Raw genomic sequence first — 20897 nt, 5'->3', positions numbered from 1 at the left:
CAGCGGCTCGACTAGGACCCGCCCGTCGTACGCCGGAGCGCGGTGACGCCCAGCCTGCCGAGCTCGCCCGGGGACGCGGCGAGGACGTCGAGCGCGAAGGTGTCGAGGTGCGCCGTGGGAAGAGCCGCGCACCAGTCCTGCGCGACGCCGAGCGGATGCACCGGGTCGTCGATCGCTGCCACCACGCCGACCGGCACCGCGAGGGATCGCAGGTCGTCGAGGGTGGGTGCCACGTACCGGGCGGCGTCGTCCAGCGCCGTCGGCAGCTGCGGCCACTGTGCTCGCCACGACCGCGTCAGCGCCTCGGCGAGCCACCGCGGACTCGACTGCGCCATCGCCGCCACCGACGCATCGAGGCCGTGGGCCCGCAGCGTCGCCGCCGTCGCGGCGGCACCGACCGCAGCGGGGGAGTCACCCGGAGATCCGGTCCACGCCGGCATCGCGAGGACGGCGCCCTGCGCGGCGCCCCGACGGTCGAGCGCCCACCGCGCCGCGACCGCCGCGCCGAGTGAGACACCGCCCACGATCAGGTCCCCTCGAACGGCGCCTCGTACGTGGTCGAGCGCCCGCACGTAGCCCCCGACGACGTCGGCGGGTTCGGGCTCGATCACCCGCAGCGACCAGCCGAGATCCGCCACGGCATCACCGAAGGCCCCCTCGACGAACGACGCGTCGGAGCCGGTGCCGGGCAGCAGTACGACGGTGGTTGTCTCCATGGTGTCCGCATCTTCTCGTGGCGTTCACCGACCCGACCGGCCGGGTGTGGTGAGGCGTGCTCGGAAAGGTCTACAGTGGCGCTGACAGAAGCAGAACATCCGCCGCGGAAGGCCCGCGCGAACCGCTCCAGGAGCACTCATGGCACCCGCTGCCGCAGGATACTTCCGCCGCATGGCCCGGAAGTTGACCGAGGACATCGATCAACTCGATGCCGAGGAGTTGGAGTCGACGTCGAAGGCGTCCGGCGCCCAACGAGCATGCGATTGCACTCGCGGTGACGAGGTCACCATGGTCGGACGGCTCCGCAGCGTCGAGACGTGCAGCAAGGCCGCCAACGCCATCGTCGAGGCCGAGTTCTTCGACGGCACCGACACCATCTCGCTGATCTGGATCGGCCGACGCAAGATCGCCGGTATCGAGTCCGGCACGCAGTTGCTGGTCCGTGGTCGCGTGGGGGAGCGCGAGGGCCGCAAGGTCATCTACAACCCCTACTACGAGCTGCGCACCGAGGACTAGTTCTTCGGGAGCCGCATCGTCTGGCACCCTGAACTGCATGAGCGAGTCACCGAACAGTCAGCCCTCCGAGGACGCGCCTCCCGAGACGATCCTGTCCCAGCTCGGTGGGGTCAGCGGACTGGTGTTCTCCACCCTGCCCGTGCTGGTCTTCGTTCCGGTCAACTCCCTCGCCGGTCTCACCGCGGCCATCTGGGCCGCCCTCGGTCTGGCCGTGGCGATCCTGGTGTGGCGCCTCGTGAAGCGGGATCCGATCCAGCCGGCCGTGTCGGGATTCTTCGGCGTGGCGGTGTGCGCGTTCATCGCCTACCGCACCGGAGACGCCAAGGGCTACTTCCTGTTCGGGATCTACACCTCGCTCGCGTACGGCGGGGTGTTCCTCGTCTCGATCCTCGCTCGTCGGCCGCTCGTCGGCATCGTGTGGGGCTACCTCAACGGCACCGGCAAGGCTTGGCGCGAGCATCGGGCCGCCGTCCGCGCGTACGACATCGCGACGTTCGCCTGGGTTCTCGTGTTCGTCGCGCGGTACGTCGTGCAATCGCAGCTCTACGACTCCGACCAGACCGGGTGGCTCGCGGTCGCCCGCATCGCGATGGGCTGGCCGCTCGCGGCGGTCGCGTTCGCCGTCACGTTCTGGGCCGTGCGACGGGCCGACGCTGTCGTGGCCGCAGCGACGCACCGGGAGAGCGAGACCACCGAGGTCGCGGACGCGGACCGCATCGAGCCCTGACGGCTGTCAGTCGGTCCTGTCGGTCAACGCTGGGAGAGTCCCAGCACCTCGCGGAGTTCGTCCTCGACGTCGACGGTGGTGACGAACAGCAGTTCGTCGCCGCCCTCGAGTGGGTCGTCCTTCTCCGGGACGATGACGCGACCACCGCGCAGGATGGTGACCAGCGCGACGTCGCGAGGAAGCGTGATGCGGCGCACCGGCTTGCCCGCCAGCGGTGTGTTCGCCGGCAACGTGATCTCCACGAGGTTCGCCTTGCCCTGCCGCAACGTCATCAGGCGCACCAGATCTCCCACCGAGACCGCCTCCTCGACGAGCGAGGCCAGCATGCGCGGTGTCGACACGGCGACGTCGACTCCCCACGACGCGTCGAAGAGCCACTCGTTGCGCGGGTCGTTGACGCGGGCGACCACTCGGTCGACGCCGAACTCGGTCTTCGCCAGCAGGCTCAGAACCAGGTTGGCCTTGTCGTCGCCCGTGGCGGCGATGACCACGTCGTACGACTCGATGCCGGCGCCCTCGAGGGTGGCCAGCTCGCAGGCGTCCGCGTGGATCCACTCGGCCGCCTCGACTGATGCCGGGTCGACGTGGTCGGCCTTGCGTTCGATCAGCAGGACGTGATGGTCGGACCTGAGGAGCTCGCGGGCGATCGAACGGCCCACGGCTCCCGCTCCGGCGATGGCGACTCTCATGACGAATCCTTCGGTGACAGGTCTGGTGCGGGGACGGACACGAGGTGAGGCAGGAGCCGTCAGTCCTCGGGCGGAGGGTTGCTCGCGAGCGCCACGGCCTCGGCGACCATGCCGTCGACCGCCGCGATCCACACCTCGTCGTCGGCCTGGATCACCGTCTTCCGGTCGGGCAGGAGTCCGGCACCGAAGCGGATGATGAAGGCCACTCGGGACTTGGTCGCACTCTCGAGCGCGGTCACGCCCTTGCCCACCCATCCCTCGCCGATATCGAGGCGGGCCACCGCGACGCTGCCCGACGGATCGCGCCACTTGGTGAGCTCGTTGTCGTGGATCAGCGTGTGCAGGAATCGATCCGTCGTCCACGGCACCGTGGCCACCGTGGGGATGCCGAGGCGTTCGTACACCGCGGCGCGCTTGGCGTCGTAGATGCGCGCGACGACGCGCTCGACACCGAACGTCTCGCGGGCTACACGCGCGGAGATGATGTTGGAGTTGTCGCCCGAGGACACCGCGGCCAGTGCGTCGGCCTTCTCGATGCCCGCCTCGACGAGCACGTCCCGGTCGAACCCCATGCCGATCACCTGACGTCCGGTGAAGTTGGGACCGAGCCGGTGGAACGCGGTGGGATCGCGGTCGATGACCGCGACCTCGTGGCCGATGCGGGTGAGTGCACCCGCGAGGGCGGAGCCGACGCGGCCACACCCCATGACGACTACGTACAACAGACGCTCCGTTCGGGAGTCGAGAGGACGGTGCCCAGGTGATTGCTGCCGGGAGGGACTTCGGGCAACGCTATCGGTCACCCTGCCCCACGGTCGAGCCCGGTACGGCCTACGCTCTGCGATGTGTCCAAGCTTTCGACGGCCACCAAGAGGCTGCTGCTGGGTAGGCCGTTCCGTAGCGACACGCTCGGACACACGCTCCTGCCCAAACGCATCGCCCTCCCGGTGTTCGCGTCCGATGCCATGTCGTCCGTCGCCTACGCGCCCGAAGAGATCTTTCTGGTGCTGTCGGTCGCCGGGATCTCGGCGTACTCGTTCTCCATCTGGATCGGTCTCGCCGTCGCCGTCGTCATGGCGGTGGTCGTGGCGAGCTACCGCCAGAACGTGCACGCCTACCCGTCCGGCGGTGGCGACTACGAGGTGGCCACCACCAACCTGGGACCGACCGCGGGCCTGACCGTCGGCAGTGCCCTCCTCGTCGACTACGTGCTCACGGTCGCCGTGTCCATCTCGGCCGCCGCCTCCAACATCGGATCGGCCCTGCCGTTCGTCGCGGAGCACAAGGTGCTGTTCGCGGTCGCCGCCATCGTGCTCATCACCTCGATCAACCTGCGCGGCGTCCGCGAGTCCGGTACCGCGTTCGCGATCCCCACCTACGCCTTCATGGTGGGCATGGTCGTCATGCTCGTATGGGGCCTGGTGCAGGTGTACGTCCTCGGCGACGACGTGTCGGCAGAGTCGTCGAACTTCGAGTTGCAGGCGGAGGACAGTCACCTCTACGGCATCGCGTTCGCGTTCCTGCTGGCGCGCGCGTTCTCCTCCGGGTGTGCGGCGCTGACGGGTGTCGAGGCCATCTCCAACGGCGTGCCCGCCTTCCGCAAGCCGAAGTCGCGCAACGCCGCCACGACGCTCCTGCTGCTCGGCTCGATCGGCATCACGTTGCTGCTCGGCATCATCCTGCTGGCGGAGAAGATCGGTGTGAAGTACGCGGCGGATCCGGCGACCCAGCTCGTCGGGGCTCCCGAGAACTACCAGCAGAAGACGCTCATCGCGCAGTTGGCCGAGGCCGTCTTCCGGCACTTCACGCCCGGCTTCTACTTCATCACCATCGTGACGGCGCTGATCCTGGTGCTGGCCGCCAACACCGCCTTCAACGGGTTCCCGGTACTCGGGTCGATCCTGGCCCAGGACCGATTCCTGCCCCGCCAGTTCCACACCCGCGGCGACCGGCTCGCGTTCAGCAACGGCATCCTGTTCCTGTCGGCCGCCGCCATCTTCTTCGTCGTCATGTTCGGCGCCGAGGTGACCAAGCTGATCCAGCTCTACATCGTCGGAGTGTTCGTCTCGTTCACGCTCAGTCAGACCGGCATGGTGCGGCACTGGACCCGGTTGTTGCGGACCGAGACGGACCCCGCGCAGCGCCGGTCGATGATGCGCTCGCGTGTCGTCAACGGCATCGGACTGGCCATGACGGGCGCCGTCCTGGTCATCGTTCTGCTGACCAAGTTCCTCGCGGGTGCCTGGATCGCGATCATCGCGATGCTCGCGATCTTCGGACTGATGAAGCTGATCCGCAAGCACTACGACTCGGTGGCCACCGAGCTCGCCGACGTCGAGTGGGACGGTGTGCTGCCCAGCCGCACGCACTCCATCGTGCTCGTGTCCAAGCTGCACAGCCCGACGCTGCGCGCCCTCGCCTACGCCCGTGCGACCAGGCCGGACACCCTCGAGGCGATCACGGTCAACGTCGACGAGGCGGACACGCGCACCCTGGTGCGCGAGTGGGAGAAGAGCGACCTCAGCGTCCCGCTCAAGGTGGTCGAGTCGCCGTACCGCGAGATCACCAAGCCCGTGCTCGACTACGTGCGCCGGGTCAAGCGGGACTCACCGCGCGACGTCGTCACCGTGTTCATCCCCGAGTACGTGGTGGGTCACTGGTGGGAGCAGGTGCTGCACAACCAGAGTGCGTTGCGACTGAAGAGTCGCTTGCTGTTCCAGCCCGGCGTCATGGTCACCAGCGTGCCCTGGCAGCTCAACTCGTCCGAGCGGGCGAAGCGCGAGAGCCTCGAGAACGCACCGGGCTCGTCCCGTCGTGGTTACGAGCCCACCTCGGCCGAACGGCGATCCGAACGATGACCGACTCGTGGCTCGGCGCGGTCGTCGAGGTCCGCGTGGGCAAGCCGGGACACGGCGGCTTCTGCGTCGCACGGCACGAGGGCCGCGTCATGTTCGTCCGGCACAGCCTTCCCGGCGAGCTGGTGACGGCGCGGGTCACCGAGGACACCGGAAAGTCCTTCTGCCGCGCGGACGCCGTCGAGATCCTGGAGGCCTCGCCCGACCGCATCGCGCCGCTGTGTCCCATCTCCGGCCCCGGTGGGTCGGGATGCTGCGACTTCTCCCACGCGACCGCCGAGGCCGGACGCCAGATCAAGGCGGCCGTGGTCGCCGAACAGCTGAGCCGCGTCGGGGGCATCGAACGCACCGTCGAGGTGGAGTCGCTCGGTGATCAGACCGGCTGGCGGACGCGCATCCGGTTGGGTGTGGACGACGAGGGACGGCCCGGTTTCCACCGGCTCCGCAGCGCCGACATCGTGACGGATCTGGCCTGCCCACAAGCGGTTCCGGGGATGTACGACGGGCTGGCGGCTCGGTCGTGGACGCCGGGCGCCGATCTCGCGGTGGCCGTCGACTCCGACGGCACCCGTCACGTCGTGGAGATCGCTCCTGCCGTCGATCGTCGCGTGCGCGCCGACACCGGTCGCCGCGGCGCCTCCTCGCGCCGCGCCGCGAAGTCCGGTGACCGCGCGCACCGAGTGCGCGAGGGCTCGGGTCGGGCCGTCGAGCGCGTCGGGTCGCGCGAGTGGACCGTGGACTCGTGGGGGTTCTGGCAGGCTCACCGGGCGGCTGCCACGCAGTACGCCGAGGTAATCCGGGAATGGTCCGGTGCTCGGCCCGGTGACACGGCCTGGGACCTCTACGCCGGTGCGGGCACCTTCGCGTCCGTCGTCGCCGAGGCGGTCGGACCGGGCGGCACCGTCGCAGCGGTCGAGTTCTCCCACCGGGCGGTGGTGGACGGGCGTGCGGCGGTGACGGACCTGCCGCAGCTGTCGATGCAGGCAGCGCCCGTCGAGCGCGCGATCGGATCCCTGCCGCCGCAGCCGTCCGTCGTCGTCCTCGACCCGCCACGATCCGGCGCCGGCAGACAGGTGATCGCGTCGGTCGCCGGTGCGCACCCGGATCGTGTCGTGCACATCGGGTGCGACCCCGCGTCCTTCGCACGGGACGCGGGGCTCTACCTCTCGCACGGCTACCGCCTGGAGAATCTCCGTGCGTTCGACGCCTTCCCGATGACCAGCCACGTCGAGTGCATCGGATCGTTCGTCCGGGACTGACGCGTCACTTGGCGTTGTACAGGCGCATCGTGATCGGTCCGAACACCGCCAGCAGTCCGACGGACCAGATGCCGGTCCACATCAGCGCGTCCGTCTCGAGCACACCGTCGGCGAAGCCGCGCAGCGTCGTCACCAGATGAGACACCGGATTGACCGACACGAACGCCTGCAGCCACCCGGGCATCGTCGTCGGGTCGACGAAGATGTTGCTGGCGAAAGTCAGCGGGAACAGCACGAGCATGGACACGCTCATCACCGCGGTCTCGCTGCGCAGCATCAGCGCGAACATCGTCCACACCCACGAGACGCAGAACGAGAACGCCAGCAGCAACGCCACCGACGACAGCACGCCGAGCACGCCGCCCGCGGGCCGGAAGCCCAGCGCGAGACCCAGCACGAGCACGATCGTCGAGGCGAGGGTGTAGCGGACCACGTCTCCGAGCAGGGCGCCGACCAACGGCGCCGGCCGCCAGATGGGCAGCGACCGGAACCGATCGAAGACGCCCTTCTCGATGTCTTTGTTCAAGGTCAGACCCGTGTACATCGTGATCATGACGACGGTCTGCACCAGGATGCCCGGCAGCAGGAACTGGATGTAGGCACTGGTCGAGCCCGCCAACGCGCCGCCGAACAGGAACGTGAACATCAGCGTGAACATGACCGGGAACATGGTCACGTCGAACAGCTGCTCGGGGACGTGCTTGATCTTCAGCAGTGCTCGCCACCCGAACGAGAGCGCCGCCGACATCGACGACGGTCGATCGGGACGGGGACCGGAGTCGCGGAGCAACTCGGCGATGGTCGGCTGCGCGGTGCCCGTCGCGGCGGTGGGGGAGTTGGTGGTGGTCATTCTCAGGACGCCTCCAGTTCTGTCGTTCGTCCGGTCAGTGCCAGGAACACCTCGTCCAGGCTGGGTTGCCCGAGGGCGTAGGTGGTGACGCCGATGCCGTCGTCCGACAGCGTCGCGAGTGCGCGGGCCACCAGGGCGGTGTCGTCGACCAGCGCTGTGACGGCGAAGGGATCGGACTCGAGAGTCACGTCGGTGTGCAGGGTCGCGCGCAGGACGTCGGCGGCGTCGTCTCGGCGCGACTGTTCCGCGACGCGGACGTGCAGCGACCCCGAGCCGACCGATGCCTTGAGCTGACCGGTGGTGCCCTCGGCGATCACGCGGCCCCGGTCGATGACTGCCACCCGGTCGGCCAACTGATCGGCCTCGTCGAGGTACTGCGTGGTGAGCAGGACCGTCGTGCCGCCGGCGACCAGGGAGCGCACGATCTCCCACACCTGGTTGCGGCTGCGGGGATCGAGACCCGTGGTCGGCTCGTCCAGGAACATCAGCTCCGGCGTGACCACCAGACTCGCCGCGATGTCGAGGCGGCGCCGCATACCGCCGGAGTACGCCTTGACCTGCTTGCCGCCGGCCTCCACCAGATCGAAGACGCCCAACAGCAGATCGGCACGCTCCCGCGACGCCGGGCGCGAGAACCCGTACAGCCGCGAGAGGAGCACCAGGTTCTCCACTCCGGTCAGGTCCTCGTCCAGCGAAGCGAACTGGCCCGTGAGCGCCACCTTCGACCGCACCGCGTCGGACTCCGTCGCCACGTCGTGGCCGAGCACGCGGGCCGACCCGCCGTCGATGCCGGTCAACGTCGCCAACATGCGCATCGTCGTGGTCTTGCCGGCCCCGTTCGGCCCCAGCACCCCGTAGACACCGCCCCGCGGGACGGCGAGATCCACGCCGTCCACTGCCACTGTGTCCCCGAACCTCTTCACCAGACCGACAGCCTCGATCGCCAGGCCCCCGGCCTTCCCGTCCGTCGGCGGCCGGCCTCCGGCCTTCCCGTCCTCCAGCGGCCGGCCTCCGGCCTTCCCGTCATGTGTCGTCATGTGAGTGCTGACTCCTGATCCGCCACGATCTCATCGGTATGTCCGGATCGTCCGATCCGGTGCGACGAGCGTCCCGCAGTCATTGCAGGTCCGCAACGGGTTTTTCGCCGGAGACGCCGGTCACCGATCCACTCACGCCCCGGTGACGAATGATTCCTGCACGATGTTCGCGCCGTGGCGTGGGCGCCATTGCCCGGCGACGTGGGCGCCATGACCCGGTGGCGCGTACGCCAGGACCGCGACGCGCAGGATCACGATCGCCGAGGGGGTGAGGATATGACGACGATGGCCACTAGTCTCATGGTCGATGAACTCGACGATGAACGTCTCGCAGCGAGGTGGGGGTCTGTGAGCGCCGGAGGTACGAGCGCAGCCGACCCGAGCGCCGGCGAGCCTCGGCACCGACGCGCCCCGGACGACACCGCCGATCCGTCGTGCCCGGTTCCCGATCCCGACCTCAAGCGTCGGCGTGTCGCCGAGGCCGACGAACTGCGTGCGTTGCTCGCACGTGTCGCCACCGGTGACCGCCGAGCGTTCGCCGATCTGTACGACGCGACCTCGTCTCGGGTGTTCGGCATGGTGCTGCGTGTGCTGCGCGATCCCGGGTTCAGCGAGGAGACCGCGCAGGAGGTGTTCCTGCAGATCTGGAAGACGGCCGACCGATACGACCCCGCGCAGGGGTCTCCGCTCGCCTGGATGATGACGTTGGCGCATCGCCGCGCCGTCGACCGTGTCCGGTCGGAGCAGTCCGGCACGGATCGCGAGGCGCTCTACGGCTCCTCGACCCACAGTCCCGCGCACGACGAGGTCCTCGAATCCGTCACCCAGACCCTGGAGTCGGAGTCGGTGGTCCGATGCCTGGACGCGCTGACGGAGACCCAACGCGAATCGGTACGGATGGCGTACTACAGCGGGTTGACGTATCGGGAAGTGGCCGAGCGCCTGGGCGTGGCCGTTCCCACCGTGAAGTCCCGGATCCGGGACGGTCTGATCAAGTTGAAGAATTGTCTGGGGGTGGAGACCGGTGAGTGACGGAGAAGGTCGCCATCGCCGCCCTGACGACGCGTCCGCACCCGACGACGTGTCGGAGCAGGATGCGATGCAGGACGTGAACGAGATGAACGACAGCGTGGTGGACGACGCCTACGCCTACGCACTGGACGCGATCGACCCCGCCGAGAGGGCGGACATCGAACGCAGGCTCGCGCAGTCGGACGCGGCGACGCGGTCGTGGTTCGAGAGCATCGTCGAGTCGGTCGACGAGACGATGGCGCTCAGCGCGTCGTCCACGGCCGCGGAACCGCCCTCGTCGTTGCGTGCGAGCATTCTCGCCGCGGTGGAGAGCACTCCGCAGGGTGATGCCCGGCCACTGGCCGATCCGATCGACGACGCTCCGGTCGCCCCGGTGGTGTCGCTCGACGATCGCCGCCGCACACGCCTGCGCGTGCTCGCGGCAGCCGCGGCGGCCGTCGTGATCGTCGGAGTGGGCGGCGCCGTGGTCACGCAGCAACTGGGAGACGCACCGTCGTCGCCCACGTCGCAGGTGCTTGCGGCCGGTGACATCAGGACCAGCACCGTCGAGGTCGAGGGTGGCGGTACCGCCACCGTGCGCTGGTCGCGCTCGCAGGACGCCGCCGTGGTCACGCTCGACGGGCTCGCGGAGCCCGGCGACGGCAAGGTGTTCGAGATGTGGCTCATCGGAGAGGATCCCGCGCCGCGCCCGGCCGGTCTCGTCCCCGCCGATGCCGCCACGCCCGCTCGCGAGCACGTCGTCACAGGCTTGAGCGACGCGACCACGTGGGCGGTGACGGTCGAGCCCGAGAGCGGTTCGGACGCACCCACCACCACGCCCATCGCCGCGGTCACGCTCGACGCCTGAGCGCAGCCGCCGGCTCAGACGACGCCGGAACGGCGCAGTGCGGCGACGATCGACTCGGCCTGCTCGTACGCGCGATCGAGAAGCACCTCCAGCAAGGCTGTCTTCGCAGCGGGGTTGCTCTCGGTCAGCGCGTCGAAGTCCTTCGGGCCGAGGATCGCGACCGTGGTGTCCTTCACCGCGGTGATGCGGAGCCCGAAGCGCGAGCGCCGGACCAACGGCATCTCACCGAAACTCATGCCGGCGGACAGCGTCGACACGGCGCGGGCCCGGCCGTCCGCGCCGATGAAGTCGACCGCGACGCGGCCGGACAGCACCATCACCAGACCCAGTGACACGTCGCCGACCTCGGCGATGACGGTGCCTGCGCTGTACTGCGCGTCCGTCGTGCGGGAGGTGACCGCATCGCGGTGGGCCTCGTCCAGCGCGGTGACGATCGGGTGCTGATCGACCGTCACCTCCGTGGGTTGCCGTGCGCCGCCGCACCACCGGTCGAGGACGGTGTCCTCGCCCCAGCGCAGTGCGGAGTCCAGATCGTCGAAGACCCGGCCACGGCCGTCGTGTTCGGACAGGGACGACACGGTGTGCGCCATCGCAGCTCGGGGATCGACCAGGACGGCGGCACAACCCTGTCGGCGGAGCCCGGCGGCGAGGGTGTCCAGCATCGAGCGGGCGACGTCGCTCACCTCGTCGACCCGACGCATGTCCAGAATCACGCCGTCGAGTGCGCTCCCGTCGTCGGCGCCGTGGTCGACGGCCGTGGACACCGCGCGCACGACGCTCTCCGCTGCGGAGAACAGCAGATCGCCGTGCAGTTCGAAGACGCGGACTCGGCGTCCCCGCGCGGCGAGCGTCTCCTGCTCGGCGGCGGTGCGCCGGCGACGCGAGGGGGAGTCGGCGACGGTGTACTCGGCGCGCACGGCGCTGCGTGCGGCCCGGCCGACGTGGAGGAAGTGCAGTTCGAGGCGCGAGGACAGCTCGCGGCACGCCTTGACTCCGCGCACGCTGTTGCCGTGGGCGTCGAGTCTGGGTGAGAACACCGAGATACCGAGCTGACCGGGCAGGACCGCGAGCACCGCACCGGCGACACCGCTCTTGGCGGGGAGTCCGACGCGGTTGACCCAGTCGCCGGCTCCGTCGTACATACCGCACGTCGTCATGACGCTCAGCACACGCTCGACGAGCACCGGTTCGAGCGCTCGGACGTCGGTACACGGGTTGAGGCCGTTGTTGGCGAGGGTCGCCGCCATGACGCCGATGTCGCGGCACGTGACGTCCAGCGAGCACTGGCGGAAGTAGAGATCGACCATCGCGTCGGGATCGCCCTCGACGATGCCGAAGGAGCGCAGCATGTGGCCGATGGCGCGGTTGCGATGGCCGGTGCGTGATTCGGAGGCGTGCACGGCGGCGTTCATGGCGAGTTCGCGTCCCGCGTACCGCGAGAACGAGGCCCGGATCCGTTCGAACTGTTCGTCGGGCGTCGCGCCTCGCACCAGCGACGCGGAGGTGATGGCGCCCGCGTTGATCATCGGGTTGCGCGGGCGCTCGGTGACGGGGTCGAGGCTGATCTCGTTGAACGGCTCACCGGACGGCTCCACGTCGATCTTGCGGGCCACCGCGGTCTCGCCGCGATCGGTGAGAGCGAGGGCGTAGGTGAACGGTTTGGACACCGACTGGATCGTGAAGGGCACGTCCGTGTCGCCCACCTGGTACACGTGGCCGTCGGCCGTCGTGAGACAGATACCGAAGCGATCGGGGTTCGCGGCCGCCAGTTCGGGGATGTAGTCGGCGACGCCACCGGAGGTGTCCGCCACACACAGCGCGTGGACCTCCTCCAGAATCTCCTGCACGACGTCGGTCATCGTCACCACTCTCTCGATTCTGTGCCGCGGCTCGGCGCTCGTACGGTAACCCGCCGATCCGGGTCCACGTAGACTTGTCCGAACTGGCCTGTCCGAGTGCCTCACGGCACGACGGACGACAAGGCAATCTTCGGAGGGGAGCGATTTCGTTGGGTGTTCTGGACGGCGTGCACGAGCCCAGCGACCTGCGTGCCCTCGGCCCGGTGGAGCTGGCCGAACTGGCGGACGAGATCCGTCGGTTCCTGGTCGAGAAGGTGTCTGCCACGGGTGGCCACCTCGGACCCAATCTCGGTGTCGTCGAGCTGACTCTGGCCATCCACCGCGTGTTCGACTCGCCTCGTGACCCGGTGATCTTCGACACCGGCCACCAGGCGTACGTGCACAAGATGGTCACCGGTCGAGCGGACCGCTTCGACTCCCTGCGCAAGGAGGGTGGGCTGTCCGGCTACCCGTCCCGCAGCGAGAGCGAGCACGACTGGGTCGAGTCCTCACACGCGTCGGCATCCCTCTCCTACGCCGACGGCCTCGCCAAGGCCTTCGAGCTGACCGGGCGCGGCGATCGTCACGTCGTCGCGGTCGTCGGGGACGGCGCCCTCACCGGTGGCATGTGCTGGGAGGCGCTCAACAACATCGCGGCCGGCAAGGATCGTTCCGTCGTGATCGTCGTGAACGACAACGGTCGCTCCTACTCGCCGACCATCGGCGGCCTCGCCGACCATCTCGCGACGCTGCGCCTGCAGCCCAACTACGAGCGCGCGCTGGACACCGGCCGTCACATGGTGAAGAACCTGCCCGTGGTCGGGTCGGCCGCATACGCCATGTTGCACGGCATGAAGGCCGGCCTCAAGGACGCGATCAGCCCGCAGGTCATGTTCACCGATCTGGGCATCAAGTACCTCGGTCCGGTCGACGGACACGATCAGGCGGCTCTGGAATCGGCGCTGCGCCGCGCGAAGGCCTTCGGCGGGCCGGTCATCGTCCACGCGGTGACGCGCAAGGGCATGGGCTACTCGTTCGCCGAGAACGACGTCGCCGACCAGATGCACTCGACGGGAGTCATCGACCCGCTCACCGGCCTGGCGACCAGCGTCGCGGCTCCGGACTGGACGTCGGAGTTCTCCCGTCAACTCATCGCCCTGGGAACCGACCGTGAGGACGTCGTGGCCATCACCGCCGCGATGGCCGGACCCACCGGGCTCGCCGCGTTCGGCGAGGTGTTCCCGGACCGTTTCTTCGACGTGGGCATCGCCGAGCAACACGCGCTCACGTCCGCCGCCGGTCTCGCACTCGGTGGTCTGCATCCCGTGGTGGCGATCTACTCGACGTTCCTCAATCGGGCGTTCGACCAGCTGCTGATGGACGTGGCACTACTGAACCTGCCGGTCACCCTGGTGCTCGATCGCGCCGGGGTCACCGGATCGGACGGCGCCAGCCACAACGGCATGTGGGACATGTCGCTGCTCGGCATCGTGCCGAACATGCGCGTGGCGGCGCCCCGCGACGGAGCGACCCTGCGCGAGGAACTCGCCGAGGCACTCGCGGTGTCCGACGGTCCCACCGCGCTGCGCTTCCCCAAGGGCGCCATCCCCGACGACATCGAGGCGGTGCGGCGTCTGGACGACTCCGTCGACGTGCTGCACGAGCCCGAGGGGGAGTCGGACGTACTCCTCGTCGCCGTCGGTCCGTTCGCGTCGTTGGCACTGGACACGGCGCGAGAACTCGCCGCGGACGGTGTCTCGGCCACGGTCGTCGATCCGCGGTGGGTGCTGCCCGTTCCGGACTCGCTCGTGAAGCTCGCCGCGGACTTCCGTCTGGTGGTCACGCTCGAGGACAGCGGTCTGCACGGCGGCATCGGTGCATCCGTGTCGGCTGCCCTGCGCGCCGGCGGCGTCGACGTCCCCTGTCGGGATCTCGGTGTGCCACAGCAGTTCCTGGACCACAGCTCGCGGGATCGCATTCACGCCGACATCGGCCTCACCCCGTCGGACATCGCCGGCCGGGTGCGCGGATGGATCGCTCACCGGCCCGGCGACATCTGACGGTCGCTACGTCGCCTTGGTGGCGGCGTCCTTCAACTGCGGGAGGATCCGGTCGAGTACCCACGGGGTGCTCACCGGGTTGACGTTGCTCAGACCGGCGATGACCTGCTCGTCACTGAGCGCGACCGCGGATCCGGAGGCGACCGCGGGCAGCGTCGCCACAGCCGGAACCGAGGCGAGGTCGAAGCCCTCCGGAGTGAACGCGACGATCACGTCGGCGTCGAAGCTCTGCACGTTCTCCAGGGACACGGTGGAGAAGAAGGTGTCCGCGGAGTCGGCTTCGTCGAGTGCCACGACGCCGGGGGCGTTGATGAAACCCATCTCGTTGAGAACCTGCACGCGTGGATCGGACGGCATGTAGACGTTCGCCTGACCGGCGTCCGTGTCCAGGTTCACCACCGCGACGGTCTTGCCCGCGAACTCCGGATTGGCCTCGGCCTCCGAGGCGAGCCGCTGGCCCATACCGTCGATGAGAGCCTGTGCCTCCGTGGGCTTCCCGACTGCCTCACCGATCATCGTGGTCTGGTCCTGCCACGTCGTCTGCCAGGCCTCACCGGGGTAGGCGACGACGGGCGAGACAGCGGACAACGTGTCGTAGTACGACTGCGGGAAACCCTCGTAGGGCGCGAGCACCAGGTCGGGCGCCAGGGTCGCGAGGGCCTCGACGTCGGGCTCACCCGCAGCCGGATCCTCGTACAGGGTGGTGGCGTCCGCGTCGTAGAACTCCTGTGCCCACGGCATCACGCCGTTCTCGTCGGCACCGTAGGTGTACTTCGGCTGGCCGACGGGCGTGATGTCGAGGGCGCCGAGGATGTCCTGTGCGTTCCAGCCCATCGTGACGATGCGCTCCGGTGCGGCGTCGATGGTGGTCGAACCGAAGGCGTGGTCGATGGTGACGGGGAACGCGCCACCCGACGCGGCGGCGGGCGCGTCGGAGTCGGCATCGGACGAACATCCGGCGACGAGGGCGAGCGCGGCGGTGGCCGCGACGGCGGGCAGAAGGCGAGAGCGTTTCACATGGTTAGCCTAACCTATGTATGGCCTCCGGCCCCGTGCGCCCTTCGCGTATCCAGGGATGCGCAAAGGGCGCACGAGGGCGCAGCCCCATCACACGCTGGCGACACCCTTGTCGAGGAACCGGTGACCGGTGACGGCCTCGGAGGTGCCCGTGCGATCGAGGTACGGCACGATGCCGCCGTTCCAGAACCCGAAGCCGCCGCCGAGGATCAGGCAGAGGTCGATGTCCTGAGCGGCCGCGACGACGTCTTCCTGCAGCATGATGTCGATCTCCTCCGCGAAGGCGCGGCGGGTGCGATCGAGCACCTGCTCGGCCGTCGACGGTGAGTCGCCCTGCGGCCACAGATCGGCGATCTCGGGGTCGACGGTCTTGGCTCCGTCGGCGCCGTAGGTCCACACCGCGGACTTCTTGTTCGCGACCATCGCCTGCAGGCCGGGGGAGTCGTGGAACCGCTCCGGGTAGTACTCGGCCATGGTCTCGCCGGTGTGCAGTGCGACGGCGGGGCCGACGAGCGAGAGCAGCGTGAGCGGGCTCATCGGCATGCCGAGCTCGCTGATGGCGTTGTCCGCGACGTCGAAGGGCGTGCCCTCGTCGATCGCGTTCATGACCTCGCCGAGGGCGCGGGTGAGCAAGCGGTTGAAGACGAAGCCGGGCTTGTCGGCGATCAGCACGGCCGACTTCTTCAGAGACTTCGCCGTCGCGAATGCTGTTGCGAGCGTGGCATCGTCGGTCTTCTCGCCGCGGACGATCTCCAGCAGCGGAAGAACGGCCACGGGGTTGAAGAAGTGGAATCCGACGACCCGCTCGGGGTGCTTCAGCTCCGCCGCCATGCGGGTGATCGACAGCGACGACGTGTTCGTCGCGAGGATCGTCTCGGGGGAGACGAATTCCTCGAGCTCGGCGAAGACCTTCTTCTTCACGTCGAGGTTCTCGAACACTGCCTCGATGACCCAGTCGGTCGTCGCGAATGCGGACTTGTCGAGCGATCCGGACACCAACGCCTTGAGACGGTTCGCCGCGTCGGGGGAGAGTCGCTTCTTGCCCTGCAGCTTGTCGATCTCGGCGTGAACGTAGCCGACGCCCTTGTCGATGCGCTCCTGGTCGATGTCGGTGAGGATCACCGGCACCGTCAACTGACGTACGAACAGCAGGGCGAGCTGGCTGGCCATGAGGCCGGCGCCCACGATGCCGACGCCGGTGACCTTCCGGGCGAGGGACTTGTCGGGCGCTCCGGCAGGCCGCTTGGCACGCTTCTGCACGAGGTCGAATGCGTAGAGCCCGGCCCGCAGTTCGTCGGCCATGAGAAGGTCGGCCAGCGCCTCGTCCTCGGCAGCGAAGGCGGCGTCGAGCGACGCGGAGTCGGTGATGTCGGTCGACTTCGCCAGCTCCAGCAGCTGCACGGCGCGCACCGGTCCCGGTGCGTGGTCTCCCGTCTTGCCGGACACGATGGCCTTCGCGCGCGCGATCGCGTCGTCCCAGCCCTGGCCGCGATCGATGTCGGGGCGGGCGGGGGTGACGTCACCGGAGACGACCTTCGCGGCCCACAGCAGCGACTGTTCGAGGAAGTCGGCGCCGCCGAAGACCTCGTCCGCGATCCCGAGCTTCTGCGCGTCCGCAGGCTTCAGCATCCGGTTCTGGTTGAGCGCGTTCTCGATCACCACGGTGACGGCATTGGCCGGCCCGATCAGGTTGGGCAGCAACTGCGTTCCGCCCCAGCCGGGAACGAGGCCCAGGAAGGTCTCCGGGAGCCCCAGTGCCGCAGCGTTGTCCGCGACGGTGCGGTAGTGGCAGTGCAGCGCGATCTCGAGTCCACCGCCCAGAGCGGCGCCGTTGACGAAGGCGAACGTGGGCACCGTGGACTCACGCAGGCGGCGGAACACCTTGTGCCCCAATATGCCGATCTCCAGCGCGACGGCGCGGTCGGAGATGTTCGGCACACCGTTGAGGTCCGCGCCGACGGCGAAGATGAACGGCTTCCCGGTCACCGCGACGGCCACCGGATTCGCCGCGTAGGCCGCGTCCAGTGCCGCATCGAGCTCGGTGAGTCCGGCGGGTCCGAAGGTGGACGGCTTGGTGTGGTCGAAGCCGTTGTCGAGCGTGACGATGGCGACCGGGCCGTCGAGGCCGGGCACGGTGACGATCCTGGTGAACGCGTGGGTCACCACTTCATCGGAGAAGGCAGAAGTCATGGCAATCACTTGCTTCCGTCGTAGGCGGGATTTTCCCAGATGACGCTGCCGCCCATGCCGAGGCCGATGCACATGGTGGTGAGGCCGTAGCGGACATCGGGGCGAGTGGCGAACTGCCGGCTGAGCTGGGTCATCAGTCGAACGCCCGAGGACGCGAGGGGATGGCCGCAGGCGATGGCGCCGCCCCACTGGTTGATCCGGGCGTCGTCGTCGGCGATACCGAAGTGCTCGGTGAACGCGAGGACCTGGATGGCGAAGGCCTCGTTGATCTCGAAGAGGCCGATGTCCTCGATGGACAGGCCGGTGCGTCCGAGCAGCTTCTCGGTGGCGGGGACGGGACCGATGCCCATCACGGCCGGATCGACGCCGGCGAACGAGAAGCCCACCATGCGCATCCCGACCTTCAGGCCGAGTTCCGCGGCGGTGTCCTCGCCGGCCAGGATCGCCGCTGTCGCACCGTCGTTGAGTCCGGCGGCGTTGCCGGCGGTGACGCGTCCGGCGGGCCGGAACGGAGTCTTGAGCTTCGCCAGATCGTCCAGGGTCGTGCCGGGGCGCGGCGGTTCGTCCTCGGTGGCGAGGCCCCACCCGGCGGCGGACTTGGTCGCAACGGGAACGAGCGTCTCGCCGATGAGTCCGGCCTTCTTCGCCGCGTCGTACTTCTCCTGGCTCGCGACGGCGTAGGCGTCCGTGCGGTCCTTGGTGATGGACGGGTAGCGGTCGTGCAGGTTCTCGGCCGTGTTGCCCATGACGAGCGCACTCGGGTCGACGAGCTTGTCGGCCAGGAAGCGCGGGTTCGGATCGACGCCCTCGCCCATCGGGTGCCGGCCCATGTGCTCGACGCCGCCGGCGATGACGACGTCGTACTGTCCGAAGCCGATGCCCGACGCGGTGGTGGTCACCGCGGTCATCGCGCCCGCACACATCCGGTCGACGGCGAAACCGGGCACGCTGCGGGGGAGCCCGGCGAGCAGTGCCGACGTGCGGCCGATGGTCAGACCCTGGTCGCCGGTCTGCGTCGTGGCGGCGATGCCGACCTCGTCGACGCGCTCGGGTGGCAGTTCGGGATTGCGGCGGAGCAGTTCACGGATCGCTTTGACCACGAGGTCGTCCGCTCGGGTATCCGCGTACATACCCTTGGGGCCGGCCTTGCCGAACGGCGTACGAACACCGTCGACGAACGCGACGCCACGACTGGACGCGGATCGAGCGGGAGCGGATTTCGGAGAAGACATGGTTCCTTCCGGCAGGCGCTGGAACGAGCCGGACGCCCGGCTCGCGCGCCCACTCTAACCCGTGCCTACTCGCCGGTAACTTCGGCCGTCCTCGACTCCTCGGCGGTCCGTAGGCCTGCTGCCACGACGGGACCCGCCACCTCGCGCTGCCAGGGCCGCGACCCGTGCGCCTCGAGGAAACGGTCGACGAGCACGTCCTCGTCCGTCCCGTACTCCGCGACGAGAGCGGGGTGGTCCCAGCAGATCCGACGGACGAGATCGGGAGTCAGCAGGTTCTCGACGGGAATCGCGACATCCGCGGACAGGGCGGCCATCGCGTCGCGGACGGCGGACAGACGCCCGGCGGCCTCCGGATCGCGCCGCGCCCACCGACTGACCGGCGGCGGCCCCACGAAGGGCTGCGTCACCGGGGGCAGCGCATCGTCGGGAAGTGCGCGGGCGTGCTCGATCGCGTCCATCCACACGCGCGCCTGGCGACGCTGACGAGGTCCGCCGAAGACGGGCAACGCGTTCAGCTCGGACACCGTGGCGGGGTTCCTCTGCGCGGCGGCGACGATCGCGGAGTCCGGCAGGACGCGGCTCGGCGCGATGTCGCGGCGGCGCGCGAGATCGTCGCGGGCGGTCCACAGAGCGCGGACGACGGCGAGCGTCCGCGCGTTCTTGATGGTGTGGATACCTGAGGTGCGGCGCCAGCGGTCGGGCTTGGGAGGCGCCGGGGGTGCGGTGCGAATGTACTCGAATTCCTGTGCGGCCCAGTCGGTCTTGCCCTGGCTCTCGAGCTCCTCGGCCATGGCGTCACGCAACTCGACGAGCACCTCGACATCGAGTGCCGCGTAGTTGAGCCAGGTGTCGGGCAACGGTCGGGTGGACCAGTCCGCCGCACCGTGACCCTTCTGCAGCGACAGGCCCAACGTCCGTTCGACGATGGCCGCCAGACCGACACGGTCGAAGCCGGCGAGTCGGCCCGCCAGCTCCGTGTCGTACAGCGACGCGGGAGTCATGCCGAGCTCGGCGAGCCCCGGCAGATCCTGATCGGCGGAGTGCAGTACCCACTCCATGTCGTTCACGACGGCGGCGAAGCCCGCGAGCGCCTCGACACCACCGTCGCGGACCACCGGAATCGGATCGAGCAGGACGGTGCCCGCACCCCGGCGACGGAACTGCAGCAGATACGCGCGAGCCGAGTATCGGAAACCCGATGCGCGTTCCGCGTCGACGGCCAACGGTCCGGTTCCCGACGCCAGCAGCTCCGCGGCCGCTCGCACCGCGTCCGCCGTGTCCGTCAACGGCGGGACCCCCTCGCGTGGAGCGAGAAGGGGAGTCGCCTCCGGCTCGACGGCGGTGTCGCCGGAGGAGGCAGGAGTCGAGTCGGGCGTGTCGGGCATTGTTCGAACTCTAGGCTGTCCGACGATCAGGCGTCGGAGCTGCCCGAGTCGGCGCGTGCACCCAGCGCCGTGATGCCCGCCGGGGGCAGCCCCGCGGCGTAGGCGAGAACCTCACCGAACGCCTCGACGTGCACCGACAGTTCCTCGCTGAGCGCGGTCCACGAGGCCCGCAGCTCGAGCTGGTGGGCACGCGGCGGGCCGGCGATGTCCCCGTACCGCACCGAACTCGTCGAGGTGACCGTGCCGCCCAGCGCCGTCAGCGGCTCGGACCGCGCCTCGAACGCGTCGACCAGCCAACTCCACGCCACCTCGGGCAGCAGCGGATCCGACGCCAGCGACGCGTCGACGTCGGCCTGGATGTAGGCGACCAGGCGCATGGTGCCGTTCCACGCCTCGTCGCCGTCCGGGTCGTACAACAGGATGAGACGCCCGAACGCGTCACCCTCGCTCTGCTCGGGCACCGACTCCGTCTCGGAGTGGCGCACCTCGGCCCCCAGTGCGTAACTGAACGGTGCCAGGCGCTGCGGAGGCCGGATCGGCCCGACCTCGATGCTCGGGTGGACCGTCGCCCGGTGCATCGCGTCGATGGCGGCGCGGAAGGGCGCAGGCTGCGAGGCGCTCTCGGACGTGGTCACGTGTGCGGACG

18 protein-coding genes are annotated in these 20897 nt (G+C 69.2%); 7 read left to right on the top strand and 11 right to left on the bottom strand.

Annotated features, from left to right (window positions below):
• Positions 1-11: 11 nt before the first annotated feature.
• Positions 12-716 carry an alpha/beta fold hydrolase gene (locus OG947_RS01705; protein ID WP_442973083.1) on the bottom strand — a complete coding sequence of 235 codons (705 nt, stop codon included), beginning with the start codon at positions 714-716 and terminating at the stop codon, positions 12-14.
• A 139-nt stretch (positions 717-855) separates the two neighbouring features.
• Between OG947_RS01705 and OG947_RS01700 the strand changes: the two genes are divergently transcribed.
• Both OG947_RS01700 and OG947_RS01695 read left to right on the top strand, forming a co-directional pair.
• A complete protein-coding gene (locus OG947_RS01700; protein ID WP_027505186.1) occupies positions 856-1233 on the top strand; it encodes an OB-fold nucleic acid binding domain-containing protein in 378 nt (125 codons plus the stop codon).
• 37 nt (positions 1234-1270) lie between these two features.
• Entirely contained in the window at positions 1271-1960 is a 690-nt protein-coding gene (locus OG947_RS01695) for a DUF3159 domain-containing protein (protein WP_328812984.1), read from the top strand.
• Between the two features lie 23 nt (positions 1961-1983).
• Here the strand turns inward: OG947_RS01695 and OG947_RS01690 are convergent, their stop codons facing one another.
• The gene (locus OG947_RS01690; protein WP_027505188.1) at positions 1984-2649 is read right to left on the bottom strand and encodes a potassium channel family protein; all 666 of its coding nucleotides are present in this window, start codon (positions 2647-2649) and stop codon (positions 1984-1986) included.
• 59 nt (positions 2650-2708) lie between these two features.
• The gene (locus tag OG947_RS01685; RefSeq protein WP_027505189.1) at positions 2709-3371 is read right to left on the bottom strand and encodes a potassium channel family protein; all 663 of its coding nucleotides are present in this window, start codon (positions 3369-3371) and stop codon (positions 2709-2711) included.
• 123 nt (positions 3372-3494) lie between these two features.
• Between OG947_RS01685 and OG947_RS01680 the strand changes: the two genes are divergently transcribed.
• Together OG947_RS01680 and OG947_RS01675 are read left to right on the top strand one after the other, a co-directional pair.
• Positions 3495-5507, top strand: a complete 2013-nt coding sequence (locus OG947_RS01680; protein WP_027505190.1) for an APC family permease — start codon at positions 3495-3497, stop codon at positions 5505-5507.
• Positions 5504-6763 (top strand): class I SAM-dependent RNA methyltransferase, encoded by a 1260-nt coding sequence (locus tag OG947_RS01675; protein WP_328812983.1) that lies wholly within the window; start codon positions 5504-5506, stop codon positions 6761-6763. The genes OG947_RS01680 and OG947_RS01675 overlap by 4 nt, the downstream gene beginning before the upstream one ends.
• Before the next feature lie 4 nt (positions 6764-6767).
• On the opposite strand, the gene OG947_RS01670 is transcribed toward OG947_RS01675, so the two are convergent.
• Together OG947_RS01670 and OG947_RS01665 are read right to left on the bottom strand one after the other, a co-directional pair.
• Positions 6768-7613: an ABC transporter permease gene (locus OG947_RS01670; RefSeq protein ID WP_328812982.1), complete on the bottom strand. Its 846-nt coding sequence runs from the start codon at positions 7611-7613 to the stop codon at positions 6768-6770.
• Positions 7614-7615: 2 nt separating this feature from the next.
• Positions 7616-8650, bottom strand: a complete 1035-nt coding sequence (locus tag OG947_RS01665) for an ATP-binding cassette domain-containing protein (RefSeq protein ID WP_222637630.1) — start codon at positions 8648-8650, stop codon at positions 7616-7618.
• A 285-nt stretch (positions 8651-8935) separates the two neighbouring features.
• Here OG947_RS01665 and OG947_RS01660 point away from each other — a divergent pair, with 285 nt between their 5' ends.
• On the top strand, positions 8936-9682 hold the full coding sequence (locus tag OG947_RS01660; protein ID WP_328812981.1) for a sigma-70 family RNA polymerase sigma factor: 747 nt from the start codon (positions 8936-8938) through the stop codon (positions 9680-9682).
• Positions 9675-10529: an anti-sigma factor gene (locus tag OG947_RS01655; protein WP_328812980.1), complete on the top strand. Its 855-nt coding sequence runs from the start codon at positions 9675-9677 to the stop codon at positions 10527-10529. The genes OG947_RS01660 and OG947_RS01655 overlap by 8 nt, the downstream gene beginning before the upstream one ends.
• 14 nt (positions 10530-10543) lie before the next feature.
• On the opposite strand, the gene glsA is transcribed toward OG947_RS01655, so the two are convergent.
• Positions 10544-12388 carry a glutaminase A gene (gene glsA, locus OG947_RS01650; RefSeq protein ID WP_328812979.1) on the bottom strand — a complete coding sequence of 615 codons (1845 nt, stop codon included), beginning with the start codon at positions 12386-12388 and terminating at the stop codon, positions 10544-10546.
• Between the two features lie 149 nt (positions 12389-12537).
• On the opposite strand from glsA, the gene dxs reads away from it, so the two are divergent.
• Positions 12538-14427 (top strand): 1-deoxy-D-xylulose-5-phosphate synthase, encoded by a 1890-nt coding sequence (gene dxs / locus OG947_RS01645; protein WP_027505197.1) that lies wholly within the window; start codon positions 12538-12540, stop codon positions 14425-14427.
• A gap of 6 nt (positions 14428-14433) precedes the next feature.
• Here the strand turns inward: dxs and OG947_RS01640 are convergent, their stop codons facing one another.
• The 5 genes from OG947_RS01640 to OG947_RS01620 all read right to left on the bottom strand — a co-directional run bounded on the left by OG947_RS01640 (position 14434) and on the right by OG947_RS01620 (position 20886).
• On the bottom strand, positions 14434-15444 hold the full coding sequence (locus OG947_RS01640) for an iron-siderophore ABC transporter substrate-binding protein (protein ID WP_328812978.1): 1011 nt from the start codon (positions 15442-15444) through the stop codon (positions 14434-14436).
• Between the two features lie 90 nt (positions 15445-15534).
• Complete coding sequence (locus tag OG947_RS01635; RefSeq protein ID WP_442973082.1) at positions 15535-17634, bottom strand: 3-hydroxyacyl-CoA dehydrogenase NAD-binding domain-containing protein; 2100 nt, start codon at positions 17632-17634, stop codon at positions 15535-15537.
• Between the two features lie 5 nt (positions 17635-17639).
• Positions 17640-18866, bottom strand: a complete 1227-nt coding sequence (locus OG947_RS01630) for a thiolase family protein (RefSeq protein ID WP_027505200.1) — start codon at positions 18864-18866, stop codon at positions 17640-17642.
• 65 nt (positions 18867-18931) lie between these two features.
• Positions 18932-20251 carry an HRDC domain-containing protein gene (locus OG947_RS01625; RefSeq protein ID WP_222637625.1) on the bottom strand — a complete coding sequence of 440 codons (1320 nt, stop codon included), beginning with the start codon at positions 20249-20251 and terminating at the stop codon, positions 18932-18934.
• A gap of 26 nt (positions 20252-20277) precedes the next feature.
• Positions 20278-20886, bottom strand: coding sequence for a DUF3000 domain-containing protein (locus OG947_RS01620; RefSeq protein WP_027505202.1), 609 nt, complete (start codon positions 20884-20886; stop codon positions 20278-20280).
• Positions 20887-20897 lie beyond the last annotated feature (11 nt).

Origin of the sequence: Rhodococcus sp. NBC_00297 (assembly GCF_036173065.1) — a bacterium.
Classification (GTDB): Bacteria; Actinomycetota; Actinomycetes; order Mycobacteriales; family Mycobacteriaceae; genus Rhodococcoides.
The sequence above is the reverse complement of the archived record's forward strand: the minus strand, read 5'-3'. Positions and strand labels throughout refer to the sequence as shown.

What these genes read in the sequence shown, in the direction of transcription:
- OG947_RS01665 (WP_222637630.1), bottom strand. Translation starts at nt 8,650, where the DNA reads ATGACGACACATGACGGGAAGGCCGGAGGCCGGCCGCTGGAGGACGGG.
- OG947_RS01695 (WP_328812984.1), top strand. Translation starts at nt 1,271, where the DNA reads ATGAGCGAGTCACCGAACAGTCAGCCCTCCGAGGACGCGCCTCCCGAG.
- OG947_RS01625 (WP_222637625.1), bottom strand. Translation starts at nt 20,251, where the DNA reads ATGCCCGACACGCCCGACTCGACTCCTGCCTCCTCCGGCGACACCGCC.
- OG947_RS01675 (WP_328812983.1), top strand. Translation starts at nt 5,504, where the DNA reads ATGACCGACTCGTGGCTCGGCGCGGTCGTCGAGGTCCGCGTGGGCAAG.
- OG947_RS01635 (WP_442973082.1), bottom strand. Translation starts at nt 17,634, where the DNA reads ATGACTTCTGCCTTCTCCGATGAAGTGGTGACCCACGCGTTCACCAGG.
- OG947_RS01630 (WP_027505200.1), bottom strand. Translation starts at nt 18,866, where the DNA reads ATGTCTTCTCCGAAATCCGCTCCCGCTCGATCCGCGTCCAGTCGTGGC.
- OG947_RS01705 (WP_442973083.1), bottom strand. Translation starts at nt 716, where the DNA reads ATGGAGACAACCACCGTCGTACTGCTGCCCGGCACCGGCTCCGACGCG.
- OG947_RS01670 (WP_328812982.1), bottom strand. Translation starts at nt 7,613, where the DNA reads ATGACCACCACCAACTCCCCCACCGCCGCGACGGGCACCGCGCAGCCG.
- OG947_RS01690 (WP_027505188.1), bottom strand. Translation starts at nt 2,649, where the DNA reads ATGAGAGTCGCCATCGCCGGAGCGGGAGCCGTGGGCCGTTCGATCGCC.
- OG947_RS01700 (WP_027505186.1), top strand. Translation starts at nt 856, where the DNA reads ATGGCACCCGCTGCCGCAGGATACTTCCGCCGCATGGCCCGGAAGTTG.
- OG947_RS01660 (WP_328812981.1), top strand. Translation starts at nt 8,936, where the DNA reads ATGGCCACTAGTCTCATGGTCGATGAACTCGACGATGAACGTCTCGCA.
- glsA (WP_328812979.1), bottom strand. Translation starts at nt 12,388, where the DNA reads ATGACCGACGTCGTGCAGGAGATTCTGGAGGAGGTCCACGCGCTGTGT.